Origin of the sequence: Serratia sp. BNK-4 (genome assembly GCF_048685115.1) — a bacterium.
In the GTDB taxonomy this organism is placed as follows: domain Bacteria; phylum Pseudomonadota; class Gammaproteobacteria; order Enterobacterales; family Enterobacteriaceae; genus Serratia; species Serratia bockelmannii.
The window spans coordinates 1,732,874-1,753,701 of record NZ_JBLQTM010000001.1; the positions used below are offsets into that span (position 1 = coordinate 1,732,874).

Annotated in this window: 19 protein-coding genes; 12 read left to right on the top strand and 7 right to left on the bottom strand. The window is 61.2% G+C overall.

Going from position 1 to position 20,828, the window contains the following annotated elements; translation table 11 throughout:
- Positions 1–189: 189 nt before the first annotated feature.
- Complete coding sequence (gene ychH, locus ACMGGW_RS08365) at positions 190–468, top strand: stress-induced protein YchH (RefSeq protein WP_025302491.1); 279 nt, start codon at positions 190–192, stop codon at positions 466–468.
- A gap of 185 nt (positions 469–653) precedes the next feature.
- Here the strand turns inward: ychH and prs are convergent, their stop codons facing one another.
- The 3 genes from prs to lolB form a co-directional block, all read right to left on the bottom strand.
- Positions 654–1,601 (bottom strand): ribose-phosphate diphosphokinase, encoded by a 948-nt coding sequence (gene prs / locus ACMGGW_RS08370; protein WP_004941061.1) that lies wholly within the window; start codon positions 1,599–1,601, stop codon positions 654–656.
- Between the two features lie 174 nt (positions 1,602–1,775).
- The gene (gene ispE / locus ACMGGW_RS08375) at positions 1,776–2,642 is read right to left on the bottom strand and encodes a 4-(cytidine 5'-diphospho)-2-C-methyl-D-erythritol kinase (RefSeq protein WP_049207164.1); all 867 of its coding nucleotides are present in this window, start codon (positions 2,640–2,642) and stop codon (positions 1,776–1,778) included.
- Positions 2,639–3,262: a lipoprotein insertase outer membrane protein LolB gene (lolB, locus tag ACMGGW_RS08380; RefSeq protein ID WP_025302493.1), complete on the bottom strand. Its 624-nt coding sequence runs from the start codon at positions 3,260–3,262 to the stop codon at positions 2,639–2,641. Before lolB ends, ispE begins: the two co-directional genes overlap by 4 nt.
- 467 nt (positions 3,263–3,729) lie before the next feature.
- Here lolB and hemA point away from each other — a divergent pair, with 467 nt between their 5' ends.
- The 6 genes from hemA to kdsA are packed head-to-tail and all read left to right on the top strand — an operon-like array spanning position 3,730 to position 9,104.
- Positions 3,730–4,992, top strand: a complete 1,263-nt coding sequence (gene hemA / locus ACMGGW_RS08385; protein WP_025302494.1) for a glutamyl-tRNA reductase — start codon at positions 3,730–3,732, stop codon at positions 4,990–4,992.
- A 31-nt stretch (positions 4,993–5,023) separates the two neighbouring features.
- Positions 5,024–6,109 (top strand): peptide chain release factor 1, encoded by a 1,086-nt coding sequence (gene prfA / locus ACMGGW_RS08390; RefSeq protein WP_016928099.1) that lies wholly within the window; start codon positions 5,024–5,026, stop codon positions 6,107–6,109.
- Complete coding sequence (gene prmC, locus ACMGGW_RS08395) at positions 6,109–6,942, top strand: peptide chain release factor N(5)-glutamine methyltransferase (RefSeq protein ID WP_025302495.1); 834 nt, start codon at positions 6,109–6,111, stop codon at positions 6,940–6,942. The genes prfA and prmC overlap by 1 nt, the downstream gene beginning before the upstream one ends.
- 41 nt (positions 6,943–6,983) lie before the next feature.
- Positions 6,984–7,385, top strand: a complete 402-nt coding sequence (locus tag ACMGGW_RS08400) for a SirB2 family protein (RefSeq protein ID WP_170310367.1) — start codon at positions 6,984–6,986, stop codon at positions 7,383–7,385.
- Positions 7,382–8,191, top strand: coding sequence for an invasion regulator SirB1 (gene sirB1 / locus ACMGGW_RS08405; RefSeq protein ID WP_197826551.1), 810 nt, complete (start codon positions 7,382–7,384; stop codon positions 8,189–8,191). The genes ACMGGW_RS08400 and sirB1 overlap by 4 nt, the downstream gene beginning before the upstream one ends.
- A gap of 58 nt (positions 8,192–8,249) precedes the next feature.
- Entirely contained in the window at positions 8,250–9,104 is an 855-nt protein-coding gene (gene kdsA, locus ACMGGW_RS08410) for a 3-deoxy-8-phosphooctulonate synthase (protein WP_141997833.1), read from the top strand.
- A 47-nt stretch (positions 9,105–9,151) separates the two neighbouring features.
- Here the strand turns inward: kdsA and dauA are convergent, their stop codons facing one another.
- Both dauA and ACMGGW_RS08420 read right to left on the bottom strand, forming a co-directional pair.
- On the bottom strand, positions 9,152–10,840 hold the full coding sequence (gene dauA / locus ACMGGW_RS08415; RefSeq protein WP_197832165.1) for a C4-dicarboxylic acid transporter DauA: 1,689 nt from the start codon (positions 10,838–10,840) through the stop codon (positions 9,152–9,154).
- Between the two features lie 232 nt (positions 10,841–11,072).
- Positions 11,073–11,558: a heme-degrading domain-containing protein gene (locus ACMGGW_RS08420; protein ID WP_141969348.1), complete on the bottom strand. Its 486-nt coding sequence runs from the start codon at positions 11,556–11,558 to the stop codon at positions 11,073–11,075.
- Positions 11,559–11,756: 198 nt separating this feature from the next.
- Between ACMGGW_RS08420 and ACMGGW_RS08425 the strand changes: the two genes are divergently transcribed.
- Positions 11,757–12,857, top strand: a complete 1,101-nt coding sequence (locus ACMGGW_RS08425) for a GGDEF domain-containing protein (protein ID WP_167324246.1) — start codon at positions 11,757–11,759, stop codon at positions 12,855–12,857.
- Between the two features lie 32 nt (positions 12,858–12,889).
- On the opposite strand, the gene mfd is transcribed toward ACMGGW_RS08425, so the two are convergent.
- Complete coding sequence (mfd, locus tag ACMGGW_RS08430) at positions 12,890–16,363, bottom strand: transcription-repair coupling factor (protein WP_197832164.1); 3,474 nt, start codon at positions 16,361–16,363, stop codon at positions 12,890–12,892.
- A gap of 10 nt (positions 16,364–16,373) precedes the next feature.
- The gene (locus ACMGGW_RS08435; protein ID WP_016928090.1) at positions 16,374–16,634 is read right to left on the bottom strand and encodes a hypothetical protein; all 261 of its coding nucleotides are present in this window, start codon (positions 16,632–16,634) and stop codon (positions 16,374–16,376) included.
- Between the two features lie 38 nt (positions 16,635–16,672).
- Here ACMGGW_RS08435 and lolC point away from each other — a divergent pair, with 38 nt between their 5' ends.
- The 4 genes from lolC to nagK are packed head-to-tail and all read left to right on the top strand — an operon-like array spanning position 16,673 to position 20,790.
- Positions 16,673–17,875, top strand: a complete 1,203-nt coding sequence (lolC, locus tag ACMGGW_RS08440) for a lipoprotein-releasing ABC transporter permease subunit LolC (RefSeq protein ID WP_004941116.1) — start codon at positions 16,673–16,675, stop codon at positions 17,873–17,875.
- Positions 17,868–18,572 (top strand): lipoprotein-releasing ABC transporter ATP-binding protein LolD, encoded by a 705-nt coding sequence (gene lolD, locus ACMGGW_RS08445; protein ID WP_004941120.1) that lies wholly within the window; start codon positions 17,868–17,870, stop codon positions 18,570–18,572. The genes lolC and lolD overlap by 8 nt, the downstream gene beginning before the upstream one ends.
- Positions 18,572–19,819 carry a lipoprotein-releasing ABC transporter permease subunit LolE gene (gene lolE / locus ACMGGW_RS08450; RefSeq protein ID WP_025302503.1) on the top strand — a complete coding sequence of 416 codons (1,248 nt, stop codon included), beginning with the start codon at positions 18,572–18,574 and terminating at the stop codon, positions 19,817–19,819. Before lolD ends, lolE begins: the two co-directional genes overlap by 1 nt.
- Before the next feature lie 53 nt (positions 19,820–19,872).
- The gene (gene nagK / locus ACMGGW_RS08455) at positions 19,873–20,790 is read left to right on the top strand and encodes an N-acetylglucosamine kinase (protein ID WP_197832163.1); all 918 of its coding nucleotides are present in this window, start codon (positions 19,873–19,875) and stop codon (positions 20,788–20,790) included.
- Positions 20,791–20,828 lie beyond the last annotated feature (38 nt).

Below are 20,828 nucleotides of genomic sequence, written 5' to 3' on the forward strand. Positions count from 1 at the left end.
CATTAGCTGAATCATTCAATTTGTCTGCTAATTTTCAGTGGCGTGTTAAGAAGTGTCAATAATTCTTTACCATTTGTGATCGCCTCCGCAATCCCCTTGCCATAACAAGGACTATACTTAACTTATCAAAGTGGGTTAACAAGTTGCAGCGTTATCCCGGTTGGCACATGGCAATCATGGAGGTGGCATATGAAACGTAGAAGCGCGGACAGAATGGGCAACTTTTTTATGGGGCTGGGGCTGGTCGTGATGATCGGCGGCGTTGGATACTCCATTATTGCTGAAGTTTCCCAGTTCAATTTACCGCAATTTTTCGCCCACGGCGCCATCATGAGTATCTTCGTCGGCGCGCTGTTATGGCTGGTGGGCGCGCGTATAGGCGGCCGCGAGCAGGTGGCGGATCGCTACTGGTGGGTAAAACACTTTGATAAACGGTGCCGTAACGACCAACATCGTTCGTCGCATTGATTAAAAAATCAGAAGGGAAGCAAGAGCAGGGCAAGGGAATATCTGCCGTGCATTAAGGTCTGAGGTCATGTTGGACTACGAGTAGAAAACCCGTTGTTGCTCACGCACCAACGGGTTTTTCTTTTTCTGCTGTCGGGCTCGCTATCTTTCCGGCACGGTGGGCGCCGCACCGGAAAGACGACGAATCAATGCTCGAACATCGCAGAGATCGACTCTTCGTTGCTGATGCGGCGGATGGCTTCAGCCAGCATGCCGGACAGGGTCAGAGTGCGAACGTTTTTCAGTGCCTTGATTTCCGGCGACAGCGGAATGGTGTCGCAGACGATCACTTCATCAATCACCGAGTTCTTGATGTTGTCCACGGCGTTGCCGGAGAAGATCGGGTGCGTCGCGTAGGCGAATACGCGCTTGGCACCGCGTTCTTTCAACGCTTCAGCCGCTTTACACAAGGTACCGCCGGTGTCGATCATGTCGTCGACCAGCACGCAGTCGCGGCCTGCCACGTCACCGATGATGTGCATCACCTGAGAAACGTTCGCGCGCGGGCGGCGTTTGTCGATGATGGCCATGTCGGTGTCGTTCAGCAGTTTGGCGATGGCGCGAGCACGCACTACGCCGCCGATGTCCGGGGAAACCACGATCGGGTTTTCCAGATTCTGCTGCAGCATGTCTTCCAGCAGGATCGGGCTGCCGAACACGTTGTCTACCGGTACGTCGAAGAAGCCTTGAATCTGCTCAGCATGCAGATCCACCGTCAGAACGCGGTCAACCCCTACGCTGGAGAGGAAATCGGCAACCACCTTGGCGGTGATGGGTACACGCGCGGAACGCACGCGGCGATCCTGGCGGGCATAGCCGAAGTAAGGGATAACGGCGGTAATACGACCTGCGGAGGCGCGACGCAGGGCGTCGACCATCACAACCAGTTCCATCAGGTTGTCGTTGGTCGGGGCACAGGTGGACTGGATGATGAAAATATCACCGCCGCGTACATTTTCGTTGATTTGCACGCTCACTTCGCCGTCGCTAAAACGACCTACAGCGGCGTCACCAAGGCTGGTGTACAAACGGTTGGCAATACGTTGTGCTAGTTCCGGGGTGGCGTTACCAGCAAAAAGCTTCATATCAGGCACGAGAAGAACCTCAGGCTTGCGTCCAGAGAAGATATTGTCATACGACATCGCCAAGGGGCAGTTGGCGACGCCGGCGCAATATACATACGGGTATGTAAAACTAAAATTGAGACCGCAGGCAGCGCAGGGATAACAGGGCCAGGTGTGCATGACCCTGCGCAGCGAAACGTTGAGCTACGACTCAAACCGCCCGGAACGAATGCGATGTAGTGGGGAGACGTTAACGCCGCGCGCTACAAAACCACACAACCACTCCGGGGCTTGATTTAACACCTGACGGGCGGCGATTTCTGTGTCGAATTCAGCAAACACACAAGCACCTGTGCCAGTCAGGCGTGACGGGGCGTATTCTAACAGCCATGAAAGAAGCTGTTCAACCTCGCGAAAACGTTTTCTTGCGATCGGTTCGCAATCATTTGCGTACGGCGCCTGCAACAGCTCACTTAAGGAGCGAACCGGGGTGTTTCTTTTTAATTCGGGGTCGCCGAAGATAACCGGCGTCGGGATGCCGACGCCAGGATGCGCCACCAGATACCATTTTTCCTGCGGCTCGGCCGGCTGCAGGCGCTCGCCGATGCCTTCGGCGAAGGCGGCGTGGCCGCGCACGAACACCGGCACGTCGGCGCCGAGGCTGAGCCCCAGCGCTGCCAGTTGGTCGTCGCCAAGACCGCAGCGCCACAGTTCGTTCAGCGCCACCAGCACGGTGGCGGCGTTGGAGGAACCGCCGCCCAAACCGCCGCCCATCGGCAGGCGCTTGTCGATGCTGATGTCGGCGCCGCGCGGCGCGGTTTGCAGGCCGCGTTCATCGCAATAGCGCTGCAGCAGGCGGGCGGCGCGCACGATCAGGTTCTGCTCGTCTGGAACGCCGTCGACCGGCGTCAGCAGATGAATGCGGTCGTCCTGGCGAGGGTCGATGGTCAGGGTATCGCCGTAGTCCAGAAACTGGAACAGCGTCTGCAGCAGGTGATAGCCGTCTTCACGACGGCCGGTGATGTACAAAAACAGGTTGAGTTTCGCGGGGGAGGGCCACTGGCGGATCATTTGAGCGTCCAGTTATCCATCTTCAGCTTGATGCGCTGGTCGCCCTGCTGCAGCTCCAGGCGGTTCGGCAGCGTCGGCTGCACCTCGTTGCTGTAGCCCTGGTAATCCACTTTCCAGGTCTGGCCGCCTTGCTGGTAGGTCAGTTTGCTCAGGCGATATTGGTCATCCAGCGCAAAATCGCTGGCTTCGCCCGGCAGGCCGAGCATCCACTGGCGCAGGTTGTTCAGCGGGATCGCCATGCCGGTCAGCTTGCGGATCATCTCTTCCGGGTTGTCGCTGACGTAGCGTTTGCCCTGGTTGTCGGTCAGCTGCACCACGTTTTTCTGCACGTTGAGATCCATTTCCGTGCTGCCCAGCGGGTTGGTCAGCAGCAGGCGGTAGCGCTCCGGCGAGAACTGCTGCCAGAAGAAGCGGGCGTAGACTTTTTTCTGATCAGACAAGTAGGCGAAGGAGCCGCGGGTCTGATAGGTGCTGAGCTGTTGCACCGCCTGCTCATGGGCGCGCCACTGCGGTGAGGTTGGGCTGGTGGCCGGGCCGGTCGGCTTGGTGGTGGTACAGGCGGCCAGCACCAGGCTGGCCAGCGGGATCAGACGGAGCAAACTAACTTTGCGTATTGGCATAACTTTCTCTTGTCCTTTTGTCCTTGCGGGCATGCGCGACGAAACCCGGATTCAGCGCTCACGCTAACGGGGCGGCGGCGGCGCGTCAATTTTTTGCTGCATCGCGTTGAATCTTTCCGCTTTTGCCGGCGCAATGCCAACCCGGTACGCGCGTCGGGGTCGCCATTAAGCGTAACACAATCGCCTAAAGGCGGGGAGGCGCGCCCGATAAGCGGTGCCGGAGTTGCGCAAACGCCGCCGTTGCGTACGCCGAATAGCGTGCGCGTTATCGCAAACTGCGCTAAAATTTAAGCAATCAACCTAGCCTATGACTATTTATCCCGCTGTATTTATTGCTTATTCATTAATTGATGTCATCTATGACAGCGATTGAACGGAAGATGCGGTTGTTACTTTTATTGATCCCGCGCATCAAGTAGAATGCCGTTCAACGAGAACCCGTACCAAGATAAGTATTACTCGAAGCAATGACCCTGCTGGCGTTAGGTATAAATCACAAAACCGCTCCGGTTTCTCTGCGTGAAAGGGTGACCTTCTCGCCAGAGTCCATCGATGAGGCGCTGACCAGCTTGCTCCAACAACCGTTGGTGCAGGGCGGTGTCGTGTTGTCCACCTGCAACCGCACCGAGCTGTACCTCAGCGTAGAGCAACAGGAACACATGCACGAGCAGCTGGTCGCCTGGCTGTGCGCATATCACAACCTGCGCCCGGAAGAGGTGAAGAAAAGCCTGTACTGGCATCAGGGCAACGACGCGGTCAGCCATCTGATGCGGGTGGCCAGCGGGTTGGACTCACTGGTATTGGGCGAACCGCAGATCCTCGGCCAGGTGAAAAAGGCCTTCGCCGAGTCGCAACGCGGCCAGTCGCTGTCCGGCGAGCTGGAGCGTCTGTTCCAGAAATCCTTCTCCGTCGCCAAGCGCGTGCGCACCGAAACCGAAATCGGCGCCAGCGCGGTCTCCGTAGCGTTTGCTGCCTGTACCCTAGCGCGGCAGATCTTCGAATCGCTGGCCGATCTCAACGTCTTGCTGGTGGGCGCCGGTGAAACCATCGAGCTGGTGGCGCGCCACCTGCGCGAACACAAAGTGCGGCACATGATCATCGCCAACCGCACCCGCGAGCGCGCGCAGCTGCTGGCGGACGAGGTGGGCGCAGAAGTGATCACCCTGCCGGAGATCGACGAACGCCTGGCGGACGCCGACATCATCATCAGCTCCACCGCCAGCCCGCTGCCGATCATCGGTAAGGGGATGGTGGAGCGCGCGCTTAAGGCGCGCCGCAACCAGCCGATGCTGCTGGTGGATATCGCCGTACCGCGCGATATCGAGCCGGAAGTCGGCAAACTGGCCAACGCTTATCTGTACAGCGTGGACGATCTGCACGCCATCATTCAAAGCAACCTGGCGCAGCGCAAAGCGGCGGCGGTGCAGGCGGAGTCGATCGTGCAGCAGGAAAGCATCAACTTCATGGCCTGGCTGCGTTCGCAGGGCGCGGTGGAAACCATCCGCGACTACCGTTCGCAGGCTGACCAAATTCGCGCGGAAATGGAGGCCAAAGCGCTGGCCGCCATCGCGCAGGGCGCCAACGTGGAGCAGGTTATTCACGAGCTGGCCCATAAACTGACCAACCGTCTTATTCATGCCCCTACCAAATCCCTCCAGCAGGCCGCCGGCGACGGCGACGTGGAGCGGTTGCAGTTATTACGCGACAGCCTCGGGCTGGATCAGCATTAGTTTTCTCTATTAACAGGGTTTATTACCACGCATGAAGCCTTCTATTGTTGCCAAACTGGAAGCGTTACAAGAGCGCCATGAAGAAGTGCAGGCGCTGCTCGGCGATGCCGGCGTCATCGCCGAGCAAGACCGGTTCCGCGCGCTGTCGCGAGAATACGCGCAGCTGACCGACGTCAGCCGCTGCTTCCTGGAATGGCGTCAGGTGCAGGAGGATCTGGAGACGGCGGAAATGATGCTGGACGATCCGGAAATGCGCGAGATGGCGCAGGAAGAGCTGAAACAGGCGCGGGCGACCAGCGAAGCGCTGGAGCAGCAGCTGCAGGTGTTGCTGCTGCCGAAAGATCCGGACGATGAGCGCAGCTGCTTCCTCGAAGTGCGCGCCGGCACCGGCGGCGATGAGGCGGCGATCTTTGCCGGCGATCTGTTCCGCATGTACAGCCGCTATGCGGAAAGCCGCCGCTGGCGTGTCGAGGTGATGAGCGCCAACGAAGGCGAACACGGCGGTTTCAAAGAAGTGATTGCCAAAGTTTCCGGCGATGGCGTGTACGGTCAGCTGAAGTTTGAATCCGGCGGGCACCGCGTGCAGCGCGTGCCGGAAACCGAATCCCAGGGGCGCATCCACACCTCCGCCTGTACCGTGGCGGTGATGCCGGAAGTGCCGGAAGCCGAGTTGCCGGACATCAACCCGGGCGATCTGAAAATCGACACCTTCCGCTCCTCCGGCGCCGGCGGCCAGCACGTTAACACCACCGACTCGGCGATCCGCATCACCCACCTGCCGACCGGCATCGTGGTGGAGTGCCAGGACGAACGTTCGCAGCACAAAAACAAAGCCAAGGCGATGTCGGTGCTGGGCGCGCGCATTCGCGCCGCCGAGATGGCCAAGCGCCAGCAGGCCGAGGCGTCCACTCGCCGCAACCTGCTGGGCAGCGGCGATCGTTCCGACCGCAACCGCACCTACAACTTCCCGCAGGGGCGGGTAACCGACCACCGCATCAACCTGACGCTCTACCGTCTGGACGAAGTGATGGAAGGCAAACTGGACATGCTGATCCAGCCGATCGTGCAGGAGTATCAGGCCGATCAGCTGGCTGCGCTGTCCGCCGAGCAAGAGTGATGGATTATCAATACTGGCTGAAAGCCGCCGCCGCGCGTTTGACCCACAGCGACAGCGCCCGGCGCGACGCGGAAATCCTGTTGGGTTTCGTGACCGGCAAGGCCAGAACCTTCCTGATGGCGTTCGGGGAAACCCTGCTGACGCCGCCGCAGCAACAGCAGCTGGAGACGCTGCTGGCGCGCCGCGAACGCGGTGAGCCGGTGGCCTATCTGGTGGGCGAGCGCGAGTTTTGGTCGCTGCCGCTGTCGGTCTCGCCGGCGACGCTGATCCCACGCCCGGATACCGAATGCCTGGTGGAACTGGCGCTGGCGCGCCTGCCGCCGCAACCCTGCCATTTCCTCGATCTCGGCACCGGCACCGGCGCCATCGCGCTGGCGCTGGCCAGTGAGCGCCCGGATTGTTCGGCTATCGGCATCGATGTGCAGCCGGAGGCGGTTGCGCTGGCGCAGCACAATGCGCACAAGCTGAAGATCGACAACGTCCGATTTCTACAGGGCAGCTGGTTTGCGCCGGTGGCGGGGCAACGCTTCGCGCTGATCGCCAGCAATCCGCCCTATATCGACGCCGCCGATCCGCATTTGTCGCAGGGCGACGTGCGCTTTGAACCCGGTAGCGCGCTGGTTGCCGCCGAGCACGGGCTGGCGGATCTGGCCGCCATCGTGCGCCAGGCGCCGCATTATTTGCAGCCGCAGGGCTGGCTGCTGTTGGAACATGGTTGGCAGCAGGGCGAGAGCGTGCGCGCGCTGCTGCAGGCCGCCGGATTTTCCGCTGTCGCCACCCACCGTGATTACGGCGACAACGACCGCGTGACGCTCGGCCAATGGCCGGGATAAGCGCCACTCATAATAACGACGCCCGGGCCATTTAAGGGAGCATCATGACTGCATACACTGCGTTGAAACATTTCCATTTGCTGACGGTCGCCATCAGTATTACCTTGTTTGTGCTGCGTTTCTTTTGGCAGTGGCGCCGCTCGCCGATCATGGGGCGCCGCTGGGTCAAGGTAGCGCCGCACCTGAACGACACGCTGCTGTTCGTCAGCGGCATCGCGCTGGTGGTGACGTTCGGGTTTTATCCGCTGCTGGGTATGGACTCATGGCTGACCGAGAAGCTGTTTGGCGTTATTATCTATATCCTGCTTGGCTACGTCGCATTGGGCAAGAAGACCAAAAGTCAGCGGCTGCGAACCGTGGCGTTCGTGCTGGCGTTGGGCTGTCTGTATCTGATAATTAAACTTGCCACGACGAAAATACCGTTTCTGATGGGATACCTATGAGTAGCATTGCTGATTTTGAATTTAACACCTCGCCGCTGAGCGAAGGGGTGATCCTGGTGTCGCAGTCGGTGCGGCGCGATTTTCCCGCTGCCGACGTGGAGCGCAAGCTGCAACAGCTGGTGGATGAAGCGCGTGCGGCGGTGCCGGTCGATATCACTCAGGAGCAGCAACTGGATGTGCTCATCGAACTGTTCTACAAAACCTGGGGATTCGGCGGCGCCAGCGGCGTTTACCGCCTGTCGGACGCCATCTGGCTGGACAAGGTGCTGGAAGGGCGGCAGGGCACGCCGGTCTCGCTAGGCACCATTTTCCTGCACATCGCCAACGCGCTGGATCTGCCTCTGTTGCCGGTGATTTTCCCCACTCAGCTGATCCTGCGCGCCGATTGGCTGGACGAAGAGCTGTGGCTGATCAACCCGCTGAACGGCGAAACCCTGAGCGAGCACCAGCTGGAAGTGTGGATCAAGGGCAACCTGGGGCTGGGCGCCGAACTGGAAGACGACGACCTCGACGAGTCGGAGAACATCATGGTGGTGCGCAAGATGTTGGATACGCTGAAGGCCGCCCTGATGGAAGAAAAGCAGTTGGAAATGGCGCTGCGCACCAGCGAAACGGTGCTGTGCTTCGATCCGGAAGATCCTTACGAGATCCGCGACCGCGGGCTGATTTATGCCCAGCTGGAGTGCAACCACATCGCGATTTCCGATCTCAACTATTTTGTCGAGCAGTGTCCTGAAGACCCGGTCAGCGAAGTGATCAAAGTACAGATCCACTCGATTGAGCCGAAACAAGTGACGCTGCATTAATTCAATGACTCCGTGCAGTTTGCAAGGGGACGGTTACAACCTTAACAAAGGCGAAAGCATGAAACAGAAAGTGGTTAGCATTGGCGATATCGACGTAGCAAACGACCTGCCGTTTGTGCTGTTTGGCGGTATGAACGTGCTGGAATCGCGCGATCTGGCGATGAGCATCTGCGAGCACTACGTCACCGTGACGCAAAAACTGGGTATTCCTTACGTATTTAAAGCCTCTTTCGACAAAGCCAACCGTTCTTCCATCCACTCGTACCGCGGTCCGGGCCTGGAAGAAGGGATGAAGATCTTCGAAGAGCTGAAGAAAACCTTCGGCGTGAAAATCATCACCGACGTGCATGAAGTGGCGCAGGCGCAGCCGGTTTCCGAAGTGGTTGACGTGATCCAACTGCCGGCCTTCCTGGCGCGTCAGACCGATCTGGTGGAAGCGATGGCGAAAACCGGCGCGGTAATCAACGTCAAGAAACCGCAGTTCGTCAGCCCGGGGCAGATGGGCAACATCGTCGACAAGTTCAAAGAAGGCGGCAACGACCAGGTGATCCTGTGCGATCGCGGCAGCAACTTTGGCTATGACAACCTGGTGGTCGACATGCTGGGCATCAACGTGATGAAGAACGTGACCGGCGGCCATCCGGTGATCTTCGACGTGACTCACGCGCTGCAGACTCGCGACCCGTTCGGCGCCGCGTCCGGCGGCCGCCGCGCTCAGGTGGCCGAGTTGGCGCGCGCCGGTATGGCAGTTGGCCTGGCCGGCCTGTTCCTCGAAGCGCACCCGGATCCGAAAAACGCCAAGTGCGACGGTCCTTCCGCGCTGCCGTTGGACAAGCTGGAGCCGTTCCTGGCGCAGATGAAAGCCATCGACGACCTGGTGAAGAGCTTCCCGGAGCTGGATACCAGCAACTAAGCGCTCGTCGCCATAAAAAAAGCCCGACTCGTCGGGCTTTTTTACGTTTAGGCGCCGGTGGCCGCCAGCGCTTCCGGCAGGGTCGGATAGAACTGCAAGCGGCCCTCGATCGGCTGCACCCGCGCACGCGCCAGGGTTTTCAGCGGCTGGAACGGCACGTCGGTGATCACCAGTTTCTTGTCCGCCGGCAACACGTCGATAAAGCGTCGCAGGGCGCTCAGACCGCCGGCGTCGAGTACCGGCACCGCATCCCATTGCAGCACGATCGTGCGATAACTTTCGCTGCGCGTCAGCAGTTCGGTAAAGATGCGCTCGGCGGCGGCGAAGAACAGCGGGCCATTCACTCGCAGCACCAGGCGGCCGTCATCGGCGCTCAGTTCGCTTAGCCGCGTCATGCGGGCGATGCGGCGCATAAACAGCAGCGACGCCAACACGATGCCCACGGTAATGGCGATCACCATGTCGAACAGCACCGTCAGCGACATGCACAGCAGCAGTACCAGAATGTCGTCCTTCGGCGCCCGGCGCAGCAGGTAAACCACCTTGTGGGCCTCGCTCATGTTCCAGGCGACCATCAACAGCAGCGCCGCCATCGCCGCCAGCGGCAGATAAGAGAGCCACGGTGCCAGCACCAGCAGCGCCAACAGCACCAGCAGCGCGTGGATGATGGCGGACACCGGCGAGGTGGCGCCGGCGCGCACGTTGGCCGCTGAACGGGCAATTGCGGCGGTCGCGGTGATGCCGCCGAAGAACGGCGCGATGATGTTGCCCGCGCCTTGGCCGATCAGTTCGCTGTTCGAGTTATGCTTCTTACCGGTCATGCCGTCGAGCACCACTGCGCACAGCAGCGACTCGATCGCGCCGAGCATTGCCATCGAAAATGCCGCCGGCAACAGGGCGGAAACGGTTTGCCAGCTCAGGGTGAACGGCTGCCCGCCGCCGCCCGGCAGATCCCAGGGCAGCAGCTGCTGCGGCAGGATCGGCGGAATGCCCTGGCCGCTGCTGCCATCGGCCAGCAGGTAGCTGAAGCGGGAACCGATGGTCGCCACCGGGTGGTCAAACAGCGTCAGCAGCCCCATCAGCGCGGTGCCCGCCAGCAGCGCCGGCAGGTGGCCGGGCACCCGCAGGCCGAGCTTGGGCCAGAAGATCAGAATCAGCAGCGTCACGGCGCCGATCAGGGTATCGCCGAGATCCAGCGTTGGCAGCGCCTGCAGCAGGGCGTACAGCTTGCCAACGTAATTTTCCGGCGTGTGCGCCAGCTGCAGGCCGAAAAAGTCCTTGATCTGCATGGTGGCGATGGTGATGGCAATGCCGGAGGTAAAGCCCAGCGTCACCGGCAGCGGAATGTATTCGATCAGCCGGCCAAAGCGCGCCAGCCCCATCAGCAGCAGAAATACCCCGGAGATCAGCGTGGCGACCAGCAGGCCGGCCAGGCCAAACTGCTGCGAGACCGGATAGAGGATCACCACGAAGGCGGCGGTGGGGCCGGAGACGCTGTAGCGCGAACCGCCGCTGACGGCGATGACGATGCCGGCGATGGCGGCGGTATACAGGCCGTACTGCGGCGGCACGCCGCTGGCGATCGCCAGCGCCATCGCCAGCGGAATGGCGATAATACCGACCGTCACCCCGGCGATGGCGTCTTTCAGCAACCGCGCCAGGCTATAAGGTTCCCGCCAGCAGGCATCTATCAGCGCGCTGAAGGGGCGAATTTTGTTTATTTCATGCGTTTTCATCTACGGTGCGTACCAAATCTTCAAAAGTGAAAGGAATGGCGGGCCCGATGAGGTCCGTCTTGTCACGTGACAGATACCATACGCCTTTTGTTCAGCGGATTACCAGACCTGCGTCAATTTGGCACAGGAAATCAGAGAGTCGTCGTTTTATCCGGCGCTAAATGCCGTTAAGAGGTAAGTAAGCCGCAGATTCTGCGGCTGAAAAAGAAAGGAATAATCAAGGTTTTGGCGGTTAGTGCAGAGCGGGTAGGGATAAGCCGAGAAAGTGGGCTAAAGTGCTTACCAACAGCTGGTGATCTTCCTTCTGCGGCGCGCCGGAAATGCTGATGCTGCCGACGCAGCCGAGGCCGGTCAGGGTGAGCGGGAAGGCGCCACCGTGCACCGAATAGTCGCGCACGCTCAGCCCGTAGCGCTCCTCCAGCGACGTTTGCCGCTGCTGCAGACGCAGGCCGATGGCGTACGAACTTTTGTGAAAATGGTTCACCAGATTGCGCTTGCGCCGCACCCAGTCGGCAATGTCCGGCGTGGCGCCCGGCAGGGCGTAATAAAACAGCGTTTGCCCGGCCAGTTGGATTTCGATGGCGATGCTCAGGCCGCGTCGCTCGGCGGCGGTTTTCAGCGCCGCGCCCAGCTCCCAGGCGGTGGTGGCGTCAAAATGGGTAAAGGCCAGCGTCGCTTCCTGTTCGCTGAGCGCCTGCAGTTCATCGTCGATATTCATGCGTTTCTCCCCCGATATACAAAGGACAGAGTAGCCTGAAGCGAGCGTCGTGAGATAGACGGCTTGGCGATAAGATAGAACTGCTACTCTATTAATAGACCGTGTAAAATGGCCGCCGCTGAAGCGGAGACGACAGGGATGCGTTATTCAACGTCTGTACATTACCCCTGGCGATCCCGAGGAGCGCGCTGACTATCTATGACTTACATTGCGTCCATTTCCACCCTTTACAGCGACGCTTGCATCACCTATGCCACGCTGTCGGTAAGCTATTTCGTTCTCAGCAAGAATGCCCCGTTTTCCTACCGTTCCGCACTGTGGAAGCGCGTCGTGTTCGGCCTGCTGGCCGGGGTGGCGGTGCTGTATTTGAGTCAGGATCGGCTGGTGTTGACCGATAAGGTACATTACAGCTTTGCGATGATCCCGATGATACTGGTGACGTTCTTCGGCGGCGGCGTCAGCGGACTGGTGAGTTTTCTGTTCGCCATGGCGCTGACCGGCGGTTTCACCGTCGATAACCTGTTCATCGCCTCGATCATCGCGCCGCTGCTGCTGTCGCAGGTGTGGCTGAAAAAATCCCACCGGACGTTTTACCTGACGATCGGCATTATCGCGCTGTATCGCATCGCGGTGGTGTGGCTGCTGGTGGACATGAGCGGGCTGTGGCCGGATGTGTTGCTGTACCAGGCGGTCTCCGCGCTCTGTCTGGCGATTTGCTATCATGCGCTGAATTTCAAAGAGCGCCACATCTACGCCTATTTCGCGATGCGTGCGCGTGCCACGACCGACAGTGTGACCCACATCAACAACCGCGCCAGCGTCGATTATCAGCTGATGCTGCAGCGTGCCGAGCGTCGCCCGTGCGGGTTGATGATCCTCGATTTGGATAACTTTAAAAGCATCAACGATACCTACGGTCATCCGGCCGGTGACGTGCTGCTGGCCAGCGTCGGTCGGCTGCTGCAAAACAGCGTGCGTAACGAGGACTTCGTCGGGCGCTACGGTGGCGAGGAGTTTATAGTGATCACCGCCAGCTACGATCCGCAGGTCATCGGCGGGGTGGCGGAGCGCATTCGCAGCGCGGTGGAAAGTTCGACGTTCTTGCTGAATGCACACGACGAAGCGCACATCACGATGTCCATCGGCGTGTCGCTGTATCTGCCCGGTATGACGTTGGACAAGGCAATCGCCATGACCGACGAAGCGTTGTACGAGGCGAAGCGCAGCGGCAAAAACCGGGTGGTGACCAGCCGCGTGATGCAGCTGGCGCCGCTGGGCGCCGGTTTTCCGCGCGGATAAGCCGCCCCCGTTGTAGCGACGGGGGCGTTGCCTTAGGCCGCCAGCGTGTGTTCGCGGAAGGCGTTCAGCAGCTCTTCGGTGAACGTCAGGCGTTTCTGGCGATCGGCCAGATCGAGCGTGAACTTCAGCTTACTCGGGCCGTCCAGGCGGTAAACCTGCGGATTGCCCTGCAACAGGCCGATCAGATAACCCGGGTCAACGCGGTTGTTGTCGCCGAACTCGATAAAGCCGCCGCGCTCGTTGCTCTCGATGCGTTTGATCCCCAGCCTCTGCGCATGCAGGCGCAGCGCCGCGCATTGCAACAGGTTGCGCGCCGCATCCGGCAGTTGGCCGAAGCGGTCGATCAGTTCGACCTTCAACTCGTCAAGCTCACCGTCGTTCTTCGCGCTGGCGATACGCTTATACAGCGACAGACGGGTATTGACGTCGGGAATGAAGTCTTCCGGCAGCAGCGTCGGCATGCGCAGTTCTACCTCCGTCTGGCTGCTGGTGAGATCTTCCAACGACGGTTCGCGACCGTTTTTCAACGCGTCGACGGCGCTTTCCAGCAGTTCCATATAGAGCGAGAAACCGACGGTGGTCATTTGGCCGCTCTGGTCTTCACCCAGCAGTTCACCGGCGCCGCGGATCTCCAGATCGTGGGTTGCCAGCGCGAACCCGGCGCCGAGATCTTCCAGCGACGCGATGGCCTCGAGCCGTTTATGGGCGTCGGTGCCCATGGCTTTCGGGTTTGGCGTCAGCAGATAGGCGTAAGCCTGGTGGTGCGACCGCCCGACGCGGCCGCGCAATTGATGCAGCTGCGCCAGGCCGAAGCGATCGGCCCGCTCGATGATGATGGTGTTGGCGCTGGGGATATCGATGCCGGTTTCGATGATGGTGGTGCACACCAGCACGTTGAAGCGCTGGTGGTGGAAATCGTTCATCACCCGCTCCAGATCGCGTTCACGCATCTGGCCGTGGCCGATGGCGATGCGCGCTTCAGGCACCAGCTCAGCCAGGCGCTGCGCCGCTTTCTCGATGTTTTCCACGTCGTTGTAAAGGTAGTAAACCTGGCCGCCGCGCAGCACTTCGCGCAGGATCGCCTCGCGCACCACCAGGCTGTCGTATTCGCGCACGAAGGTCTTCACCGCCAAGCGGCGCGCCGGCGGAGTGGCGATGATCGACAGATCGCGCATGCCGCTCATCGCCATGTTCAGCGTCCGCGGGATTGGCGTGGCGGTCAGCGTCAGGATATCGACATCGGCGCGCATCGCCTTGATGCGCTCCTTGTGGCGCACGCCAAAACGGTGCTCTTCATCGACGATCAGCAGCCCCAAATCCTTCCAGCGCAGATCGCTCTGCAGCAGTTTGTGGGTGCCGATGATGATGTCCACTTTGCCTTCGGCCGCGTCGTCCAGCACCTGTTGCTGCTCTTTGGCGCTGCGGAAGCGCGACATCATCTCGATGCGGATCGGCCAGGTGGCGAAGCGATCGCGGAAGTTGTCGAAGTGCTGCTGCGCCAGCAGCGTCGTCGGCACCAGCACCGCCACCTGCTTGCCGTTTTCCACCGCCAGGAAGGCGGCGCGCATCGCCACTTCGGTTTTGCCGAAGCCGACGTCGCCGCACACCAGGCGGTCCATCGCCAGCGGCTGGCACATGTCGCTCAGCACCGCGTTGATCGCCTGTTCCTGATCCGGCGTGGTTTCGAACGGGAAGCTCTGGCAGAACAGCTGGTACTGCTCGCGGTTGTGTTTGAAGGCGAAACCGGCCTTGGCGGCGCGCTGGGCGTAAATATCCAGCAGCTCGGCCGCCACGTCGCGCACCCGCTCGGCGGCTTTCTGCCGCGCGCGCGTCCAGGCGTCGCCGCCCAGTTTGTGCAGCGGGGCGTTTTCGTCCGCGCCGCCGGCGTAGCGGCTGATCAGATGCAGCGATGACACCGGCACGTACAGCTTGTCCTCACCGGCGTAGGAGAGGATCAGGTACTCGGCCTTGATGCCGCCGGCCTCCAGCGTGGTCAGGCCGACGTAGCGGCCGACGCCGTGTTCCAGGTGCACCACCGGCTGGCCGGGATGCAGCTCCGCCAGGTTGCGGATCAGGGTATCGGTGTTGATGGTGCGCCGGTTGTCCTGCCGGCGGCGGCTGACGCGCTCGCCGAGCAGATCGCTTTCGCAGATCAGCGCCCGCCGGCTCAGGCCGTCGAGGAAGCCGTGTTCGGCGGCGCCGACCATCATGTAACGGCCCGCCGTTTCCGCCTGATCGAGGCGCTGAATCAGCGCCGGCGCCAGCTTGATGCGGCCGAGCAGATCCTGCAGCGTTTCACGCCGCCCCTCGCTCTCGACGGAGAAAATCACGCTGCCGTCGAAGCCTTCGATAAAGCGCCGCAGATTATCCAGCGGGGATTTATGCTGCGCCTGCACCGCCAGATCGGGCAGGGTATGGTAGTCCAGATTGGTATTGCCGGCCTTGGCCGGCAGCTCATCGGTTTTCAGCGCGATGCGCGGCCAGGCCTTCAGCTCGCCGAACAGTGCGTCGACGCGCAGCCACAGCGTATCCGGCGCCAGCAGCGGGCGCATCGGATCGACGCGGCGGCTTTCGTAACGCTGGTTGACGTCCTGCCAGAAGCGCTCGGCGGCGCCCTCCAGATCGCCGATGTTGACGATCAGCGTATTGCCTGGCAGGTAGCTGAACAGCGACGGCAGCGGCTGGCTGAAGAACAGCGGCTGCCAGTATTCGATACCGGCGGGCCAGGCGCTTTTGCTGACCTGCTGATAGATGTGTTCGGCATCGCGACGCACCTCAAACTGCTCGCGCCACTGGCTGCGGAACAGCTCGATGGCGTTCTTGTCGGTGGGGAACTCGTGGGCCGGCAACAGATTGATGGCCTCGACTTCGCTCAGCGTACGCTGGGTATCGACGTCGAAGATACGCAGACTGTCGATTTCGTCATCGAAAAAGTCGATGCGATAAGGCTCATCGCTGCCCATCGGGTAAAGATCGAGCAGCGCGCCGCGGGTGGCGAATTCGCCGTGCTCCATCACCTGATCGACGCTGCGGTAGCCGGCCTGTTCCAACTGCGCGCGCAGCTTGTCGCGCGACAGGCGCTGGCCTTTCTTCATCACCAGCGCGTGGCCGTGCAGGAATTCGTGCGGGCAGACGCGCTGCATCAGGGTGTTGACCGGCAGAATGATCACACCACGCGCCATGGTCGGCAGGTGATACAGGCTCGACAAACGATCTGAGATGATTTCCTGGTGCGGCGAGAAGCTGTCGTACGGCAGGGTTTCCCAGTCGGACAGCGTGGTCACCATCTGGTCAGTGAACTGCTGGATCTCGTCGCGCAGCCGCAGGGCGTTTTGCATATCCGGCGCGATCAGCATCACCGGGCCAGGGTGGCGTTCTACGATCTCGGCGCATTCCACGGCACAGGCCGCGCCGGTCAGTTGCCCCAGTTGGCGCAGATCGCCCGCGCGATCGGGCAGAGAATAACGAGGGGATGAAGAACGGTTACGGCTATCGGAAGTGCTCATTCAGGTATCTTTAATCAATGTGTTGGATGGCGTCCCGGCACGGATAACCCAGCGCCTTTATGCTGTTTATAGTAGCCCAGCGGCCGGCAAACTGACACAGCAAAAAGCGCTGCTCATCAATTTTCTGCCGGTTATTTAACCGGTTAATACCGTCTGTTTTTTGCGGCTGAGGATAAATAACGCGCGAAGCTGCCGCCGTCTCCCTCTTCGCCGCCACGCAATAAAAGGCCGTCGGGTGTTCCCTAAACGAGGGAGAGCCTTTATTATCCATGATCACTTTGCTTAAGCCACGGCTATCAAACGGATTTCATGTATCAACCTGTCGCGTTATTCATTGGCCTGCGCTACATGCGCGGGCGAGCCTCAGACCGCTTCGGGCGGTTTGTTTCCTGGCTTTCCACCATCGGCATTACGCTGGGGGTGATGGCGTTGGTCACCGTGCTGTCGGTGATGAACGGTTTCGAAAAGGATCTGGAGAACAACATCCTCGGCCTGATGCCGCAGGCGTTGGTCACCAGTCCACAGGGATCGGTCAACCCGCAGCAGCTGCCGGCCTCCGAGGTGCAGAAGCTGCAGGGCGTCACGCGCGTTGCGCCGCTGACCACCGGTGACGTGGTGCTGCAAAGCGCCCGCAGCGTGGCGGTTGGGGTGATGCTTGGCGTCAATCCCGACGAGGCCGATCCGCTAACCCCCTATCTGGTCAACGTCAAGCAGCAACAGCTGCAGCCGGGCCAATACAACATCATCATCGGCGAACAGCTGGCGGGGCAACTGGGCGTCAAGCGCGGCGATTCGCTGCGCGTGATGGTGCCGAGCGCCAGCCAGTTCACACCGATGGGCCGCATCCCCAGCCAGCGCCTGTTCACCCTCATCGGCACCTTCCATGCCAATAGCGAGGTGGACGGCTATCAGCTGTTGGTCAACCAACAGGATGCCTCGCGCCTGATGCGTTACCCGGCCGGCAACATCACCGGCTGGCGCCTGTTCCTGCAACAGCCGCTGACGGTCGATACCCTCAGCCAACAGGCGCTGCCGGCGGGCACCGTCTGGAAAGACTGGCGCGATCGCAAGGGCGAGCTGTTCCAGGCGGTGCGCATGGAGAAGAACATGATGGGGCTGCTGCTCAGCCTGATCGTGGCGGTGGCGGCGTTTAACATCATTACGTCGCTCGGCCTGCTGGTGATGGAGAAGCAGGGCGAGGTTGCCATTCTGCAGACCCAGGGGCTGACCCGCCGCCAGATCATGTCGGTATTCATGGTGCAGGGCGCCAGCGCCGGCATCATCGGTTCGCTGCTCGGCACGCTGCTCGGCGTGCTGCTGGCCACCAACCTGAATAACCTGATGCCGATCCTCGGCGCCTTGATCGACGGCGCTTCGCTGCCGGTGGCGGTCGATCCGCTGCAGGTGACGATCATCGCCGTGGTGGCGATGGCGGTTTCCCTATTGTCCACGCTTTATCCTTCATGGCGCGCTGCCGCCGTACAACCCGCTGAGGCTTTACGTTATGAGTAACCATCTTTTGTTGCAGTGTGACAACCTGTGCAAGACCTATCAGGAAGGCAACCTGCACACCGACGTGCTGCGCAACGTCAGCTTTGCTATGCAGCAGGGCGAAATGATGGCGATCGTCGGCAGCTCGGGTTCCGGCAAGAGCACCCTGTTGCACCTGCTGGGCGGGTTGGACTCACCGACCTCCGGCGAGGTGATTTTCAAGGGCGAATCGCTGAACGCCATGTCTTCGGCGGCCAAGGCTGAGCTGCGCAACCGCCAGTTGGGCTTCATCTATCAGTTCCACCACCTGTTGCCGGACTTCACCGCGCTGGAAAACGCCGCCATGCCGCTGCTGATCGGCGGCGCCAAACCGGCGCAGGCGCAGGAGAAAGCGCGGGAGATGCTGGCGGCGGTCGGGCTGGAAAAGCGCAGCAAACACCGTCCGTCCGAGCTTTCCGGCGGCGAGCGTCAGCGCGTAGCGATCGCCCGCGCGCTGGTCAACAACCCGGCGCTGGTGCTGGCGGACGAACCGACCGGTAACCTGGATAAACGCACCGCGGACAGCATCTTCGATCTGCTGGGCGAGCTGAATGTGCGTCAGGGCACCGCGTTCCTGGTGGTGACGCACGATCTGCAACTGGCCAAGCGTCTGAGCCGCCAGCTGGAAATGGCCGACGGCCACCTGCAGGCGCAGCTGACCCTGATGGGGGCCGAGTAATGGCGGGAGCCTCACTGTCCTTCCTGACGGCCCTGCGTTTCAGCCGCGGCCGTAAACGCGGCGGCATGGTGTCGCTGATCTCGGTTATCTCCACCATCGGCATTGCGTTGGGGGTGGCGGTGCTGATCGTCGGCCTGAGCGCGATGAACGGCTTTGAGCGCGAGCTGAAGAACCGCATTCTGGCGGTGGTGCCGCATGGCGAACTCGAACCGGTCAATCAGCCGTTCAGCGGCTGGCCGTCGATTCTGCAACGGGTGGAAAAGGTGCCGGGCATTGTGGCCGCCGCACCGTACATCAACTTTACCGGCCTGATGGAAAACGGCGCGCAGCTGCGCGCGGTGGAAGTCAAAGGCGTTGATCCGCAGCAGGAGAGCCGGCTGAGCGCGCTGCCGCAGTATGTGCAGGGCGACGCCTGGGCCAACTTCAAGCCCGGCGAGCAGCAGGTGATCCTCGGCAAGGGCGTGGCCGACGCGCTGGGCGTCAAGCAGGGCGCCTATGTCACGGTGATGATCCCCAACAGCGACCCGGAAATGAAGCTGCTGCAGCCGAAGCGCATTCGCCTGCATGTGACCGGCATTTTGCAGCTCAGCGGCCAGCTCGATCACAGCCTGGCGCTGGTGCCGCTGGCCGATGCGCAGCAGTATCTCGACATGGGTGACAGCGTCACGGGTATCGCGCTCAAGATGAACGACGTGTTCGCCGCCAACAAATTGGTGCGCGACGCCGGCGAAGTGACCAATTCTTATATCTACATCAAAAGCTGGATCGGCAAGTACGGCTATATGTATCGCGACATCCAGATGATCCGCGCCATCATGTACCTGGCGATGGTGCTGGTGATCGGCGTAGCCTGCTTCAATATTGTCTCCACGCTGGTGATGGCGGTGAAAGACAAAAGCGCCGATATCGCGGTGCTGCGCACCCTGGGCGCCAAAGACGGTTTTATCCGCGCCATCTTCATCTGGTACGGGCTGCTGGCCGGGCTGCTGGGCAGCCTGAGCGGCGTGGTGATCGGGGTGATCGCCTCGCTGCAGCTGACCAACATCATCCGGGGCATCGAGAAACTGGTCGGCCATTCCTTCCTGTCGGGCGATATCTACTTCATCGACTTCCTGCCTTCCGAGCTGCACTGGCTGGATGTGCTGATCGTGCTGGCGACCGCCATCGTGCTGAGCCTGCTGGCCAGTTGGTATCCGGCGAGGCGCGCCAGCCGCATCGATCCGGCGCGGGTGCTGAGCGGACAATAAAACCCACGGGGAGGCAGCGATGCCGCCCCGTTTTTTTAGCCTGGGGATGGGTTATGTACTACGGTTTCGATATGGGCGGCACCAAGATTGAGCTGGGGGTGTTCGACGACAACCTGCGGCGCATTTGGCAAAAGCGGGTGCCGACGCCGCGCGACGATTATCGGCAACTGCTGGCCACGCTGTGCGATCTGACCCTGGAGGCGGATGCGTTTTGCGGCCGGCGCGGCAGCGTCGGCATCGGTATTCCGGGCCTGCCCAACGACGATGACGGCACGCTGTTTACCGCCAACGTGCCGGCGGCGATGGGGCGTCCGCTGCCGCGCGATCTGGCGGCGCTGATCGGGCGCGAGGTGCGGGTCGATAACGACGCCAACTGCTTTACGCTGTCGGAAGCCTGGGACGACGAGTTCCGCCGCTACCCGACGGTGCTGGGCATCATCCTCGGCACCGGCGTAGGCGGCGGCCTGATCGTCGACGGCAAGACGGTGCCTGGGCGCAACTATATCGCCGGCGAGTTCGGCCATTTGCGCCTGCCGGTGGACGCGCTCGAGGTGCTGGGGCGTGATGTGCCTCGCGTTGCCTGCGGGTGCGGCCATCAGGGTTGCATCGAAAATTACATATCGGGCCGCGGTTTCGAATGGATGTACGCCCATTTCTATGGCCGGCGCTTGCCTGCCACCGAGATCATTGCGCATTATCAGGCGGGTGAGCCGCAGGCGATGGCCCACGTCGACCGCTTTATGGACGTGCTGGCGATCTGCCTGGGCAACCTGCTGACGGTGCTGGATCCGCATCTGGTGGTGATCGGTGGCGGGTTGTCGAACTTCGACGCCATTTATCAGGCGTTGCCGCAGCGGCTGCCGGCTCACCTGCTGCGGGTGGCCCGGCTACCGCGCATCGAGAAAGCGCGCTATGGCGACGCCGGCGGCGTGCGCGGCGCAGCGTTTCTCAATTTGGCTCGCCCAACGTAATGGGCGTTGCGGCCAGGCGTGAATATATGCAGCCAACA